The 15,427-nt window shown below is 67.9% G+C and carries 11 protein-coding genes; 3 read left to right on the top strand and 8 right to left on the bottom strand.

All coding sequences use genetic code 11. The features are described 5' to 3' along the window. Positions 1 to 38: 38 nt before the first annotated feature. From dnaK to grpE, 3 genes are all read right to left on the bottom strand, one after another. Positions 39 to 1,961, bottom strand: coding sequence for a molecular chaperone DnaK (gene dnaK / locus PNO31109_RS17170; protein WP_150556677.1), 1,923 nt, complete (start codon positions 1,959 to 1,961; stop codon positions 39 to 41). A gap of 96 nt (positions 1,962 to 2,057) precedes the next feature. Beyond that, the gene (locus PNO31109_RS17165; protein WP_241013899.1) at positions 2,058 to 2,486 is read right to left on the bottom strand and encodes a thioredoxin family protein; all 429 of its coding nucleotides are present in this window, start codon (positions 2,484 to 2,486) and stop codon (positions 2,058 to 2,060) included. A 92-nt stretch (positions 2,487 to 2,578) separates the two neighbouring features. Further along, the gene (gene grpE, locus PNO31109_RS17160) at positions 2,579 to 3,124 is read right to left on the bottom strand and encodes a nucleotide exchange factor GrpE (protein ID WP_150556676.1); all 546 of its coding nucleotides are present in this window, start codon (positions 3,122 to 3,124) and stop codon (positions 2,579 to 2,581) included. A gap of 299 nt (positions 3,125 to 3,423) precedes the next feature. Here grpE and PNO31109_RS17155 point away from each other — a divergent pair, with 299 nt between their 5' ends. Continuing rightward, on the top strand, positions 3,424 to 3,612 hold the full coding sequence (locus PNO31109_RS17155; RefSeq protein ID WP_241013900.1) for a hypothetical protein: 189 nt from the start codon (positions 3,424 to 3,426) through the stop codon (positions 3,610 to 3,612). 257 nt (positions 3,613 to 3,869) lie between these two features. On the opposite strand, the gene PNO31109_RS17150 is transcribed toward PNO31109_RS17155, so the two are convergent. The 4 genes from PNO31109_RS17150 to hrcA all read right to left on the bottom strand — a co-directional run bounded on the left by PNO31109_RS17150 (position 3,870) and on the right by hrcA (position 9,426). Beyond that, entirely contained in the window at positions 3,870 to 4,265 is a 396-nt protein-coding gene (locus tag PNO31109_RS17150; RefSeq protein ID WP_370750477.1) for an RNA-binding S4 domain-containing protein, read from the bottom strand. Positions 4,266 to 4,267: 2 nt separating this feature from the next. Beyond that, a complete protein-coding gene (gene hemH, locus PNO31109_RS17145; protein ID WP_150556674.1) occupies positions 4,268 to 5,443 on the bottom strand; it encodes a ferrochelatase in 1,176 nt (391 codons plus the stop codon). Positions 5,444 to 5,630: 187 nt separating this feature from the next. Next, complete coding sequence (locus PNO31109_RS21995; protein WP_174966447.1) at positions 5,631 to 8,102, bottom strand: DUF6600 domain-containing protein; 2,472 nt, start codon at positions 8,100 to 8,102, stop codon at positions 5,631 to 5,633. A 295-nt stretch (positions 8,103 to 8,397) separates the two neighbouring features. After that, positions 8,398 to 9,426, bottom strand: coding sequence for a heat-inducible transcriptional repressor HrcA (gene hrcA, locus PNO31109_RS17135; RefSeq protein WP_150556673.1), 1,029 nt, complete (start codon positions 9,424 to 9,426; stop codon positions 8,398 to 8,400). A gap of 116 nt (positions 9,427 to 9,542) precedes the next feature. On the opposite strand from hrcA, the gene PNO31109_RS17130 reads away from it, so the two are divergent. Both PNO31109_RS17130 and recN read left to right on the top strand, forming a co-directional pair. Beyond that, the gene (locus PNO31109_RS17130) at positions 9,543 to 10,451 is read left to right on the top strand and encodes an NAD kinase (RefSeq protein ID WP_150556672.1); all 909 of its coding nucleotides are present in this window, start codon (positions 9,543 to 9,545) and stop codon (positions 10,449 to 10,451) included. Positions 10,452 to 10,473: 22 nt separating this feature from the next. Next, a complete protein-coding gene (gene recN, locus PNO31109_RS17125) occupies positions 10,474 to 12,138 on the top strand; it encodes a DNA repair protein RecN (RefSeq protein WP_150556671.1) in 1,665 nt (554 codons plus the stop codon). Positions 12,139 to 12,151: 13 nt separating this feature from the next. Here recN and glnE read toward each other — a convergent pair whose 3' ends face one another. Further along, positions 12,152 to 15,049, bottom strand: a complete 2,898-nt coding sequence (gene glnE / locus PNO31109_RS17120; protein ID WP_150556670.1) for a bifunctional [glutamate--ammonia ligase]-adenylyl-L-tyrosine phosphorylase/[glutamate--ammonia-ligase] adenylyltransferase — start codon at positions 15,047 to 15,049, stop codon at positions 12,152 to 12,154. Between the last annotated feature and the right edge of the window lie 378 nt (positions 15,050 to 15,427).

The following is a 15,427-nucleotide window of genomic DNA, read 5'->3' as shown; positions in this document are numbered from 1 at the left end:
GCGGGACGCATGGGTGCGCCCCGCGCGCCACGCACGCTTTACTTCTTGTCGGTGACGTCCTTCACCTCGGCGTCGACGACGTTGTCGTCATGCGGCTTGGCCTGTTCGGCGCCCGCGGCGCCGGCACCCGCCTGTGCCTGCATGTCGGCATACATCTTCTCGCCGAGCTTCTGGCTTGCCGTACCCAGCGCTTCGACCTTGGCGTCGATGTCCGCCTTGTCCGAGCCGCGCAGGGCGCCTTCGAGCGCCGTGATGGCCGATTCGATGGCTTCCTTCTCCGAGGCCTCGATCTTGTCGCCGTACTCGGTCAGCGCCTTGCGGGTGCTGTGCACGAGTGCGTCGCCCTGGTTGCGGGCGTCGGCCAGCTCGCGTGCCTTCTTGTCTTCCTCGGCGTTGAGTTCGGCGTCCTTCACCATCTTCTCGATCTCGGCGTCCGACAGGCCCGAGTTCGCCTTGATGGTGATCTTGTTTTCCTTGCCCGTCGCCTTGTCCTTCGCGCCCACGTGCAGGATGCCGTTGGCGTCGATGTCGAAGGTCACTTCGATCTGCGGCGTGCCGCGAGCTGCCGGCGGAATGCCCTCGAGGTTGAACTCGCCGAGCAGCTTGTTGCCGGCGGCCATCTCGCGCTCACCCTGATACACCTTGATCGTCACGGCCGGCTGGTTGTCGTCGGCCGTCGAGAACACTTGCGAGTGCTTCGTCGGGATCGTGGTGTTCTTCGTGATCATCTTCGTCATCACGCCGCCCAGCGTTTCGATACCGAGCGAGAGCGGGGTCACGTCGAGCAGCAGCACGTCCTTGCGGTCGCCCGAGAGCACCGAGCCCTGAATCGAGGCACCGGCAGCCACGGCTTCGTCCGGATTCACGTCCTTGCGCGGATCCTTGCCAAAGAACTCCTTGACCTTGTCCTGCACCTTCGGCATGCGCGTCATGCCGCCGACGAGAATCACGTCGTCGATGTCGCTCACCTTCACGCCGGCGTCCTTGATGGCCAGACGGCAGGGCTCGATCGTGCGCTCGATCAGGTCCTCGACCAGTGCTTCGAGCTTCGCGCGCGTGATCTTCAGGTTCAGGTGCTTCGGACCCGAGGCATCGGCCGTGATGTACGGCAGGTTGATTTCGGTCTGCTGGCTCGACGACAGCTCGATCTTCGCCTTTTCGGCAGCTTCCTTCAGGCGCTGCAGCGCGAGCACGTCCTTCGACAGGTCGACGCCCTGTTCCTTCTTGAACTCGGCGATGATGTAGTCGATGATGCGCTGGTCGAAGTCTTCCCCGCCCAGGAACGTGTCGCCGTTGGTCGAGAGCACTTCGAACTGGTGTTCGCCGTCCACATCCGCGATTTCGATGATCGAGATGTCGAACGTGCCGCCACCCAGGTCATACACCGCGATCTTGCGGTCGCCGCCTTCCTTCTTGTCCAGACCGAAGGCCAGTGCGGCGGCGGTCGGCTCGTTGATGATGCGCTTGACTTCCAGACCGGCGATGCGGCCGGCGTCCTTCGTGGCCTGGCGCTGGCTGTCGTTGAAGTAGGCCGGCACCGTGATCACGGCTTCCGTGACCGGCTCGCCCAGGTAGTCCTCGGCGGTCTTCTTCATCTTGCGCAGCACTTCGGCGGAAATCTGCGGCGGGGCCAGCTTCTGGTCGCGCGCTTCCACCCAGGCGTCGCCGTTGTCGGCCTTGATGATCTTGTACGGCATCAGGCCGATGTCCTTCTGCACTTCCTTCTCGTCGAAACGACGACCGATCAGGCGCTTGACGGCGTACAGCGTGTTTTTCGGATTGGTCACCGCCTGACGCTTGGCCGGCGCGCCGACGAGAATCTCGCCGTCGTCCATGTAGGCGATGATCGAGGGGGTGGTGCGGGCCCCTTCCGCGTTTTCGATGATCTTGACCTGGTTGCCTTCCATCACGGCAACGCACGAGTTGGTGGTGCCCAAGTCAATACCGATGATTTTGCCCATATGAATTTCTCCTAGCGTCCTTTGCGTCTTTCTGTCGGGCCCGAAGCCCGGTCAATTCGTTGATCTGCACGACATATGGGTGCAGCGCGGTGCATTTCAAGACCCTTTCTGCAACCCGGTTTTCGCTTGTGCCGCCGCGATCTTCTCACGGGCGGCGGCCACCGCCAGCCGGAACTGGGGCAGGCCGTGCCAGCCGGTCGCCCGGCCCAGCGTCTTCCCCCTGTGGAAAAAGACGAAGGTGGGCACGCCATGCAGGCCGAAGCGCTTGCCCAGCGCCATGTCGGCGTACACGTTGGCATGGAACCAACGCAGGTCGAGCGACTGGATGGCTTCGCGCTGCGCGAGCATGGTCTTCTTGGCGACTTCGCAGTTGAAGCAGTCGACGCCCCAGAAAAACACGACGGCGAGCGCGTCGCCCGCCTCGCGCAGCCGCTCGTCGAACGTGGCCAGCGTGAGCTCGCGCATCGAAAACGCCTCGAATGCCGTGCCGTCCACGCCCGCCATTCCCGGAAGACCGGCTGCCATCGTTCGCTCCTGTGTTGGGTCCTGCACTTGCCGCAAACCTTCCCATCATGTCATGCCGTGACCTGCGGCCTTCGCCGCCGCTGGCACCCGGCTTACTTGGCGGCGGCGACGGTCACGAGCGCCGGGCGCAGCACGCGATCGGCAATCAGATAACCCTTTTGCAGTACGGTAACGACGGTGTTCGGCTCCTGGTCGGCCGGCACCATCGAAATGGCCTGATGTTGATGCGGGTCGAACTTCGCGCCGGCCGGGTCGATGACCTTGACCTTGCCGCGCTCGAGCGCCTGCACCAGTTGGCGCAGCGTGAGCTCCACGCCTTCCTGGAGCTTGGCGACGTCGCCGCTCTTGTCGGCCGCGGCCGCCTCCAGGCTGTCCATCACCGGCAGCAGGCCTTCGGCGAAGCTCTCGACGGCGAACTTGCGCGCCTTGGCCACATCTTCTTCCGCCCGGCGGCGAACGTTTTCCACTTCGGCACGTGCACGCAGCAACTGGTCGCGGAAATCCGCCGCTTCGGCCTGTGCCGCCAGCAGTTGAGCCTCGACCGAGGGCAGCGCGTCGTTCGCGCCCGCAGCATCGTTCGGGGCCGTGTCGGCCTGGGACGGAATCGGCTGATCGGGGGTGTTTTGCTGTTCAGTCATGAGCTTGAGTCGTCAAAAGGTTCTTGCGGCGCACCAAGACGATGCGCCACCGGTTCAAATCCCTTTGGATAGTAGGGGCGTCCACACCGATTTCAAGAGCTGGCGGGCATTTCGTGCGCCAGACCGGTGCGCGCGGCAGACCGGCAAATATCCGGTTACACGCGTTACGAGTCCTCTATTGTATCGGCCGTTGCTGCGACCTAACATGAATTACGGTCCGGTCGATGGTGTGCCGCGCCGGACCCGGCCGCTGCGCCGAACGTCGCCCTGTCCGACGCAGCGTTTTTCAGGAGCGCATCATGAAGCTGCCATTGGCTGTTGTCTTCATCCTTGCGTTGGTGACGACGGTGACGATTACGATCTGCCTGTCTGGCGCAGTCACCCGGCGCGACACCGAATATGGTGGCGTGCGCGCGGTGCTGCATCATTTCGTCGAAATGCCGGGCATGCCGTCGCACTCGTCCAATTCCGGAATTCCCTCGCACTGATCGCCCCGGGACTACGCCGCTTGCCACCCCGTGCAGGCGTCCCGGCCGCCTCGTCTTCGCGAGGCGTGTTGTTTGCGCGCCCTCATACGCCCGCCGCCGCGCCTCGGCCCGGCGGCGGCGTCCATTTTGGCCACGAAAAACTGGAGAAAACAAAAAAGGCAGGAAAGGACAGGAAAGGGCAGGACAAGGTAAAAAAGTAGGAAAAAGCAGAAAAAGGCGGAAGAAGGCCGAAGAAAACCGGAGAAGGGTGCGGGCGGCTATTCGCCGAGACCGCCCAGCCGGCGGCGATCCCGTTTGGTCGGGCGGCCGTGCATCTGCGCGGCCGGTTCCTGGAAGAGGCGCCGGCGCTCGCTTTCCTCGGCGCGCGCGCGAACGCTCGCCTGCGTCTCCTCATAGAGCGACTGCGCGACCGACGCCGGGCCTCGCACCTCCGCAATGGCCTTCACGCGCACTTCCCACCGTGTGCTGCCGTTGTCCACTAACAGGAGATCGCCCGGATGCACGTCGCGCGCGGGCTTGATGCGTGCATCGTTGCACAGCACGCGGCCACGGTCGATGGCCTGCGTGGCGAGCGAGCGCGTCTTGAAAAAGCGCGCCGCCCACAGCCATTTGTCGATGCGCGTGGCGGCCTGCGGCGAATCGTCTATCTTGATCGTCATGCGCCGGCTCCTGGGTGGGCCTGGGCCGCCGAGGCCGCGGCGGCGGCCGCTTCGTCGAAGGCAGCCACGGCCGCCGCCTGACGCTGACGTGTCGAGGCAGCCGCAGCGGCCGCGGCTTCGGCCGTCCCTTCGGGCGAGAGCACCGGCCAGCCCTGCAGGTGGCGCGCCGCGATCTCGCCGAGCGCGGTGATCCAGGCGCTCGCGCCGTTCAGGCAGGCAATGAAGTGGAACGCCTTGCCGCCCGCGGACAGATAGGCGTGACGGCCTTCCATGTTGATTTCCTCGAGGGTCTCGAGGCAGTCCGACGTGAAGCCCGGGCAGAACACGTCCACGCGCGGTGTGCCGCCCCGGCCCAATTCTTCGAGCGTGGGCGCGGTGTACGGCTGAAGCCATTCGGCCTTGCCAAAGCGCGACTGGAAGGTGAGCCGGCAAGTCGTCTCGTCCAGCCCGAGCGCGGCGCCCAGCAAACGCGCCGTGCGCACGCACTGGTCGTGATAGGGGTCGCCCAGGTCCAGTGTGCGGCGCGGCACGCCGTGAAAGCTCAGCAACAGACGCTCGCCCGCCGCGAAGTCGGGCCGGCCGTGCTGCTGCCAATAGCCCTCGACTTGCTGGCGCAGCGCCTCGATATAAGCGGGATGGTCGTGGTAGTCGCGCACCGTGCGCACGTCCGGCTGGTTGCGCAGTCGGCCGAGCACGCGGAAAACGGTGTCACAGGCGGTGGCCGTCGTACTGCTCGAGTACTGCGGATAAAGCGGCAAGACGAGGATTCGCTCCACGCCGCTCTGACGCAGCGCGCGGATCCGGTCGGGAATCGACGGGTTGCCGTAGCGCATGGCGTAGTCCACCACGACGTCGTAGTCGTTCGCGTGCAGCAGTGCGCGCAGCGCGTTCGTCTGGTATTCGGTGTTGACCTTGAGCGGCGAGCCTTCGCGCGTCCACACCGTCGCATACTTCTGTGCGGACTGGCGCGAGCGCAACGGCAGGATCACCAGACGCAGCAGCGGTTGCCACACCCATGGCGGGATCTCCACGACGCGCGGATCCGACAGGAATTCGCGCAGGTAGCGGCGCACCGCCGCGGGGCGTGGCTCATCGGGCGTGCCGAGGTTGATCAGCAGAACGGCAGTCTTGCCGGTCTGGCCATGCGAAATGGGTTCGGGATCGAAGCGCATGAAACGTACTTTACCGCAAACCCGGCGCGCTTCCGGAGGCGCAGCGACGGCACGGTGGCACGGTGGCGCGAATGTTCGCGCCACGGCGGGCCCCCTCGCTCGCACGCCCACCCGCGACGCGAGGCGGCGGGGCAGCGGCGCAGCGAGGCAGTGAGGCCGCAGGGAGGCCGGCCTTCGCGGCGGGGTGTCAGCCGCGTGGGGGAACGCCTTCGTGCGACGGGCGATGGGCGACGGACGAGCGCTCGTCGTGCGCCGGTGCCCGCGAGCCCTCAGTATGGTTCTGACGGTTCTCGCGCGGCGCCGGCTGGGGATGCGGGCGTTCCTGCGGCTGGGGATGCGGTGCAGCCTGCGGACGTTCGGGCTGTGGCTGCGGACGCGCTTGCGGCGCGGGCTGCGGTTCCGGATGAGGTTGCGGACGTGCTTGCGGCGCAGCCGGCAACGCCGGGCGCGACTGCGCGCGCTCGGTCTGCGGCTGCGGCTGCGGACTTGGCATGGGCTGGGTTTCCGGACGACGCTCGGGACGAGACTGCGGACCGGACTCCGGGTGTACTGGCGCTCGCTCGTACTGCGGTCGCGGGCGTACCGGCGCCGCCGACTGCCCCTGTGGCACGGACGGCTCGGGGCGAGTCTGCCACTGCTGCGCCCGGCGCGCCGGCTCGCCTTCGTTCGGCGTGTTGGGGGCGTTCGGCACCTGACGCGCCGAAGGCGCGGCGCCCGGAGACTGCGTCGATTGCGGTGGTTCCGGAGATTGCGGCGCCCGGCGGCGCATCTGCATGTCGCGCTGCGCGGCGTCGTGGCCCGGTTGCATCAGGCCTTGCGGCGCCTCGCCTCGTGCCGGAGGCTGCATCGTCGACGAGGGCTGCCCCGGCGTCGCGGCGGCCGGCGGATGCGGCACGCTACGTCCCGGCTGGGGCGCCTGCGGCACGCCGTGCGCGGACGGCGCCGCGCCCGTTGGCGGCAGACCGCCTTGCGCCGGCGCTGCCCCCGCCGCCCCTCGGGCAGCCCGGGCGGGTTCCGTGGCGCGGTTCTCACCATCACCGCTGATCGGCGCGCCCACCGGCGTGCGAGTACTGACGACCATCACGCGAGGTTGCACGCGGGCTGGCACGGTGCCGTTCGCGGCATTGGCCCGACCGGCCGGATTGTCCCGTCCCTGCCGCCCGTTCGCGCCGAATGCCAGCGGCGTCCCGCCGGCGTTGGGCACGGGATGCAGGTTGCTCGTCAATTCGCGCGACGTCATCGCGCGAACGGCCGGCGCGCGCGTGGCGAGCACCTGGCGGTTGAACACCCCGGCCGGCGGCGCGCCCGCCGCGGGACGACTGCTGCCGACGAGGCTCTGCTGCACAGGCGCCACGCCCGGCGTGTTGCCCACGCGCCAGCCCTGTCCCTGGCGCGGTGCGGCCAACGCCGCGGGCGCCCCCACCGGACGCCCCTGCACGAACGCCTGCGCCGGCAGCGTCGACACGGCGCCGCGAACGTTCCGGTTCACGTACACGTTATTGACGTTGATGTTGGTAATGTTGGTCGTCTTGACGATCGTGGAGCGATTGACGTTGGTGATGTACGCCGAGCTCGCGTGATAGGCCGGACGATACGGGTCGTGCGGACCCAGCGCGAACCAGGCGAGGCCCACGCCGCCCGCCGCAAACGCCACGCCCCACGCATTGCCGCCGCTGCTGCCGCCAACCCAGCCGACCAGCGCCGGCGCGTACACGGGTCGCACGGCGGCCGGCCCCGGCACCCAGCACCAGCGCGCGTCGACATATGCCCAGCGGCCGTAGTGATACGGCGCGAAGCCCCAGGGTGCGTCGTCGATCCACGTCCAGCCCCACGGGTCGACCCAGACCCAGTGTCCCGTCCGATACGGCGCCCAGCCCGAGGGTACGTTGGAAGGCACCCACACGGCGCCGTAGGTCGGCGTCTCCTGCCATTGGCCGTAGTCGTCCAGGCTTTCGAAGCCCGTCATGTCCCGCGGCACGTAGCGCGCGGACACGGATGCGTCCTCCCGGGCATCGCGCTCGCGCATCCACTGATCGAACGTGTCGGCAACGAGCGGCCCGCTCGGTTGCTGCGTGAGGTTCTGCCCGACGAAGGCCACGCGCTGCCCCTGCTGCAGCGGCACCGACGCGCCCTGCCCATACGCCGTGCCCGCCCCGCGCCAGACGCTGACCGTGGTCACGCCGTTCGGGTCGACGTCCACGCGGTATTCCCCGGCCTGCTGCGGCACGAACGCCAGATTCGGCGTATCGATCTCGTAGGGCTGGTTCGGGTCATAGCTGCGCAGGCGAACGCCAAGGGTGCCCTGCGTTACGTTCAGTTGCACATTCTCGTCGGTGACGGCCGAGAGCGCGACGCTGGTGGCGGGCCCCATGCGAACGGCCGTGCCGCCCACGTGCATTTCCGCGCGGCTGTTGCGCTCGACCCACACGGCGTCGCCCGTGGTGAGCGGCCGGTTGCGATCGGCATAACGCCAGTCGTTGGTGCCGGCCGGGGCGTAGGTCACGGTGCCGGCAAACTCGTTCAGACGCGCGACCCGGCTCGGCGGGTCCGCGCTCTGTGCCTGTGCGAGCGCCGGAACGCCGGCCGCGCCCAGGGCTCCCAACGCGAGCCCGACGCCGAGATAGCGAACCACCGTCCGCCAGGAAATGAGGGGTTTCATAAAGACTCCGGGCCACTCCGGGCCATCACATCGATCGCACCCATGACGCCGAACGCGGCATGCGTTGGCGGGCGCGCCATCTCGTCGCTCTGTCCGAATCTTTCGGCGGCCGCCATCGCGTCGGCCGCCGTCGGGGTGCCGCCAGGAACGCCGGTCCCGGAACACCGCTTCGGCTCACCACGAGTGACACTTCGAGCCTAAGCCCGCCGTATGTGACAGCGTGTAAAGGAATGCTACTGGGATGTAACCGGAAGGGAGCCGCCGGGCGCGGCTGCACCGCGCTCGGCGCGGCGTCTCAATGCTGGCTGAGCGCGTTCGACAGCAGCTTGGCGGTGATGTCGACGATGGGAATCACGCGCTCGTAAGCCATGCGCGTCGGACCGATCACGCCGAGCGTGCCGACGACTTCGCCGTCGACTTCGTAGGGCGCGGTGATGACCGTCATCTCCTCGATCGGCACCAGGCTCGATTCGCCGCCAATGAAGATCTGCACGCCTTGCGCACGGCTCGAGACGTCGAGCAACTGCAACAGGCTCGTTTTGGACTCGAAGACGTCGAAAAGCTTGCGCAGCCGCTCCATGTTCGACGACAGGTCCTCCACGCCGAGCAGGTTGCGCTCGCCCGAGATGAGCACGCTCTCGCGCGTGGTGTCGGCCATGGCGTCGGAGCCTGCCTCGACGGCGGCCTGCATGAGCGCGCTCATGTCGGAGCGCAAGGCGTCGAGCTCGCCGCGCAAGTAAGCGCGCACATCGTCGAAACTGTGGCCGCCGAAGTGGGCGTTCAGGTAGTTCGCCGCCTCGACCAGTTGTGCCGGCGAATAGTCCTTCTCGGTCAGGATGATGCGGTTCTGCACGTCGCCTTCGGGCGTGACGATGATCAGCAGCACCCGCTTGTCGGACAGGCGCAGGAATTCGATTTGCCGGAAGGTCTGGCTGCGGCGCGGCGTAAGCACCACGCCCGCGAACTGGGACAGGTTCGAGAGCACCTGCGCGGCCGAAGCGACCAGTTGCTGGGGGCCGGCCGGCTGCAGGCGGTTCTGCACCTGCGACGCGAGCTGATGCACGGCTTCCTCGAGCGGGCGCACCGTGAGCATGGTGTCGACGAACAGCCGGTAGGCTCGCGGCGTGGGCACGCGCCCGGCCGATGTATGGGGGCTCGACACGAAACCAAGCGCCTCCAGGTCGACCATCACGTTGCGGATCGTGGCCGGCGACAGGTCGAGTCCAGAGTAGCGAGAAAGCGTGCGCGAGCCGACCGGTTGGCCATCTTCGATGTACCGTTCGATCAGGGTCTTGAGGAGGGTTTGCGCACGTTGATCTAGCATGGCAAAAATTGTAACGCGAAATATGCATACGCGGCGTGCGTCACCCCCGGAACCGGGCCCTCGGTGTGGCGCGCTTGCCAATGGTTGCTGTCATCGACTTATGGTGTAATGGCGGCATGAAAACAGGGAGCCCTTTCAAGACCGTAGCGCTCGTCGGGAAATACCATGCCGACGGTGTTGCCGAGCCATTGCTCACGCTGGCGGCATGCATTGCCCAGCGCGGGCACCACGTGGTGTTCGAGCGCGATACCGCGCGCAACATCGGCACTGCCGCCGACCGGTACGGCACGCTCGACATCCTCGAGATCGGCACGAGCGCCGATGTGGCCGTGGTGGTGGGCGGCGACGGCACGATGCTCGGCGTCGGCCGCCAGCTTGCCGCGTCGAAGGTGCCGCTCATCGGCGTGAACCACGGGCGCGTCGGCTTCATCACCGATATTCCGCTCGACGACATGCGTCAGGTCGTGCCGGCCATGCTCGAAGGGCATTTCGAAGCGGAGCAGCGCACGCTGCTCGCCGCGCGCATCGAGCGCGACGGCAAGACGCTCTACGACACCCTCGCCTTCAACGACGTGGTCGTGAACCGTTCCGGCATCTCGGGCATGGTCGAGCTGCGCGTGGACGTCGACGGCCGCTTCATGTACAAGCAGCGCTCGGACGGCCTGATCGTCGCCACCCCGACCGGCTCGACCGCCTATGCACTCTCGGCCACCGGCCCGATCCTGCATCCGCGCCTGGGCGGCGTGGTGCTCGTGCCGATCGCGCCGCACGCGCTGTCGAACCGCCCGATCGTGCTGCCCGACTCCAGCGACATCGTCATCACGATCACGGGCGGGCGCGAGGTCGGCGCCAATTTCGATATGCAGTCGTTTGCCGAATTGCGTCAGGGCGACAAGATCCTGGTGAGCCGCTCCGAGCATCAGGTAACGTTCCTGCATCCGGTCGGCTACAACTACTACGCCACGCTGCGCCGCAAGCTGCACTGGAACGAGCATATCTCCGACGAAGATACGCCGCAGAACTGACCCACGCCTTCTTCGACACCTCATGCTACGCAGTCTCTCGATTCGCGATTTCGTGATCGTCGATCGTCTCGACCTGGAGTTCTCCGCCGGCTTCACCGTGTTTTCCGGCGAGACCGGCGCGGGCAAGTCGATCCTGATCGACGCGCTCGCGCTGGCCCTGGGTGAGCGCGGCGACGCCAGCATGGTGCGCACGGGGCAGCCCCGTGCCGACATCACCGCCGAATTCGCCGCCGACGCCACCGCCCGTCCCGATCTCGAAGCCTGGTTGCAGGCGCAAGCCCTCTCGCTCGAGGAGCACGGCGGCGTGCTGCTGCGCCGCGTGCTCGACGCCAGCGGCCGCTCGCGCGCCTTCATCAACGGTACCCCGGCCACGCTCGCGCAGCTGCGCGAGCTCGGCGACATGCTGGTCGACATTCACGGCCAGCACGCTCACCAGCAGTTGCTACGCCCCGACGCGCAGCGCCGCCTGCTCGACTCGCATGCCGGCGCGGCCACACTGGCGGCCGACACGGCCGCGGCGCACAAGGAATGGCGCCGGCTGGTCAAGCGTTGCGAGCAGGCGCACGGGCGCGACCGCGAGCTACAGTTGGAGCGCGAGCGCCTCGAATGGCAGACGGCCGAACTCGACAAGCTCGCGCCGCAGGAGGGCGAGTGGGACGAGGTGAGCGCCGAGCACCGCCGCCTGTCCCACGCCGCGAGCCTCATCAACGGCGTTCAGGGCGCGCTCGACGCGCTCGCCGAGGCCGATGGCGCCATCGTGCCGTCGCTCGGCCACGTCGTGCATCAGATTCGCGAGCTGGCGGAGATCGACGCCGGACTCGCCGACGCGCTGGCCGCGCTCGAACCCGCCGAAATTCAGTTGCGCGAGGCCGTGCATTCGCTCACGCACTATGCGCAACGCATCGACCTCGACCCGGAGCGTCTGGCCGTGGTCGAGCAGCGGCTCGATGCGCTGCACTCGGCCGCGCGCAAGTTCCGGGTGACGCCCGAGCAATTGCCCGCCGAACTGGCTGAGCGGCGCGCGCAGCTCGAAGAACTTACGGCGTCACAGGACACGGCGGCAATGCAGGCCGCCGCCGACGCCGCGCACACCGCCTACCTCGAGCTCGCCGGGGCGCTCTCGAAGGCGCGCGCACAGGCCGCGGCGTCGCTCTCGCGCGAAGTCACGCGCGCGATGCAGGACCTCTCGATGCCGGGCGGCCGCTTCGAAGTGGCCCTCCATCCGGCCGGCGAGGCGCAGTCTTTCGGCCTGGAGACGGTCGAGTTTCTCGTCGCCGGCCACCCCGGCGTGCCGACGCGGCCACTGGCGAAGGTGGCCTCCGGCGGCGAACTCGCGCGCATCAGTCTGGCGCTGCAGGTGATCGCGAGCAGCGCCAGCCTCACGCCGACGCTGATTTTCGACGAAGTCGATTCCGGCATCGGCGGCGCGGTTGCCGAGGTCGTGGGCCGCCTGCTGCGCGAGTTGGGGCAGGGGCGGCAGGTCCTGTGCGTGACCCACCTGCCGCAAGTGGCGGCCCTGGGCCATCAGCACCTGCGCGTGAAGAAGCGCAGCGACGGCGATACGACCATGAGCGAGATCGAGCCGCTGGGTCGCACGGAACGCGTCGAGGAGATCGCGCGCATGCTCGGCGGCGTCGAAATCACGGCGACCACGCGCAAGCACGCGCGCGAGATGCTCGCGCTCTGAACCGCGGCCGCCGTTACACCGGCCCGGCGTCCGCGAACACGGAATCCCATAGCGCGACGACCGCGTCGCGTTCGGCGGCGACCTGATCGGCCGGCACGCGCGCCGCCTCCACCCCGTCGAGCCGCAGCTTGTGCTGACGCTTGCGGTACGTGCGATATGCGGCCGCGGCGTCCTCGGCGAGCTTCGCGTCGATGAGCCCCAGCTGCGCCGCTTCGCGCAACAGCGCGATATTGCCCGCATTGCGCAGCAGCGCCGGGTGCGCGCCCGAATGCAGCAGCACCAGATACTGCACCGTGAATTCGATGTCGACCATGCCGCCGCGATCGTGCTTGAGGTCGAACAGCGCCGTCGGATTCGGATGCCCCTCGAGCACCTTGCGACGCATCGCCACGATTTCCTGCGCGAGCGGCCCCGCTTCGCGCGGCGTGGCGAGCACCTGCGCGCGAATGCTCTCGAACGCCGCCCCGATGGCCTCGTCCCCCGCGCAGAAACGCGCGCGCGTGAGCGCCTGATGCTCCCACACCCACGCGGTGTTGGCATTGCCCTCGCGGAACTGATACTGACGGAAACTCTGGATGTTCGTCACCAGCAGGCCCGACAGGCCGTTGGGTCGCAAGCGAAGGTCGACGTCGAACAACATGCCGGCGCCCGTGTGCGTCGTGAGCCACGTCACGAAGCGGCGGGCGAGTGCGGCGTAGGCGTCCGGCGCGCGCTCGTCGTCATCGTCGTACAGGAAGATCAGATCCAGATCGGACGCGTAGCCGAGCTCCTTGCCGCCAAGCTTGCCGTAAGCGATGACGGAAAAGCGCGGCACTTCACGGTGGCGCGTCGCCACGTGCGGCCACACCGTCGAGATGGTCACGTCGACGATGATGTCGGCCAGCTCCGAGAGCCGGTCGCCGATCGCTTCGACCGACAGCGCGCCCTGCAGATCGAGCAGCAGAATCCGGAACACTTCGGCGTGGTGAGCGCGACGCAGGATGTCCATCTGCACTTCCACGTTGCCGGCCGCGCCGGCGGCGTTCAGGCTCAGCAGCAGTTGCGTCTTGAACGCCGGCCAGTCGAACGGCGCGGCGAGCGCTTCGTCGTCGAGCAATTCGTCGAGCAGTTGCGGGTGGCTGATCAGGTAGCCCGCCGCCCAGCGCGAGCCGGCCAGTACCTTGACCACGCGCTCGAGCGCGCGCGGATATTCGGTGAGCAGCGCGAGGTACGAGCTGCGACGGCTGATGCTCGAGAGCAGACCGAGCATGCGCGCGAGCACGGCGTCCGCTTCGCCCGTGCCCGCCGCGCCCTCCACGGCGCGCTGCACGAGCTGATCGAAACGCCGCCGGCTCTGCTCGCCGAGCGCCTTGTAGCGCGAGGACGTCCACACGGCGCGCAGCCGCTCGAGCGCACCCTCGGCATCGGTGAAGCCCAGGCGCGTGAGCTGGTTGCCCAGATCGCCGGTCTGCGCCTCGTCGGCGAGGCATTCGCTCCACAATTCGGGCGGGCACTCGCAATCGCCCGCGCCGGTCGACGCCCGGCCGCCCTTCTGTCCGTTGCCGTTCGCCTTGTCGGCGAAGATCTCATCGAACTGCGCGGCCACGAACTCGCGGTGCTCATCGAGCACGGTCATGAACGTCGCCTCGTCCGCAAAGCCCATGGCACGCGCCACGGCGAGACGGTCGTCGCCGGGCGCGGGCAGGATGTGCGTCTGCGCGTCGTCGAGATACTGGATACGGTGCTCCAGTTTGCGCAAAAAGACGTAGGCGTGGCTTAACTGATCCGCCACGTGCTGCGCGAGCCAGCCGCGCCGGGCCGCTACGCCGAGCACGGCGAGCGTCGGCCGCACACGCAGCTCGGGCTCCTGCCCGCCCCGGATCAGCTGAAACACCTGCGCGGAGAACTCGACTTCGCGAATGCCTCCGCGGCCTAGCTTGATGTCGTTGATGCGCGCCGGCTTGGCACGCGCCCGCCGTTCGGCCTCATGGCGAATCTGCTCGTGCAGCGCGCGAATTGCTCCGATCACGCCGTAATCGAGATAGCGACGGAAGACGAACGGCTGCACCAGCGAAGCCAGCAATCGCTCGATGCGCTTGCCCGGCTCGCTCGCCACCTCCGAGACCAGCCGTCCCTTGATCCACGCATAGCGCTCCCACTCGCGCCCCTGCACATAGAAGTACTCTTCGAGCATGGGCAGGCTGCACACGAGCGGGCCGGAATCGCCGTTCGGGCGCAGACGCATGTCCACCCGAAACACATAGCCGTCGGGCGTGAGCTCCGAAATCAGGCCAATCAGCTTGCGACCGAGCTTCGTGAAGAATTCGTGATTGGAGAGCGGGCGAATCCGGCTCGCCTTGGCCGCATCGGCGCCGTCCGGCGCGCAGGTGTCGCCGTCGTCTTCATAAAGGAAGATCAGATCGATGTCCGAAGAGACGTTCAGTTCGCGCCCGCCGAGCTTGCCCATGCCCACCACACCCAGCGTCTGCCGCTCGCCTTCGGCATTGCGCGGCACGCCGTGAATCGCCTCGAGTTCGCGCGAGAGCACCGCGATGCCCGCCTGCACGGCAAACTCGGCGAGCGCCGTCATCGCCTCGGTGACTTCGGAGAGTTCGGCGCGTCCGTCCAGATCGCGCTGCATGACGGTGCAGATCGCCTCGGCACGCAACACGCGCAGCGCGCGTGCCAGCCCGGCCTCGTCCAGGCCCGGCACGCCCGGGGGCTGTTCAGGTGACGTGGGCGGCGTGGGCGGCATGAGCGCCGTGAGCGTGGCGCCGGTGATGGCCTCGAAGCGACGGGCGAGCCAGCAGGCGTCCACCGGATGCTCGGCCAGTGTCGGCAGCGCTTCGGCCAGCGCGGGGCGACTCGCCAGCATGCGCGCGGCGTAACGCGAGTAGGACGTGATGTCGATGGGGTCTTCGGGTGAACTCACGGGCGGGCTTCCGGTCAGCACAGGGAATGAGGAGACGCGATGTCTGTCGGCAAGACCGAAACCCAAGCCGGAACGCGCCTGCGGCACCAGGGCCTGCGGCGCCAGACGGTGCGAACGACGGTGCGAACGACGGTGCGAACGACGGCGCGAACGACGGCGGTCCGGCATGCCATGCAAGCGCGGCGTGCGAGGAGGTTCGTTCGCGCCGGCGTTGGCCGCCGTCGTCCACGCTCCCCCCTCATCCGCCCTCGCCCCTTCGGTGGCCCGGCGGCTTTCGCGAGCTTTCACAGGCTTACCTGCGCGCGATCAGACACCCGATCCCCCGTCTGTTTGCGCGACGGCCGGCCGCTCGGGCGGCACTGGGCTTGTGTTACAGTC

Origin of the sequence: Pandoraea nosoerga, assembly GCF_902459585.1 — a bacterium.
Taxonomy (GTDB): Bacteria; Pseudomonadota; Gammaproteobacteria; order Burkholderiales; family Burkholderiaceae; genus Pandoraea; species Pandoraea nosoerga.
Note: the sequence above shows the minus strand (reverse complement) of the source record. Positions and strands in the feature narration are given on the sequence as shown.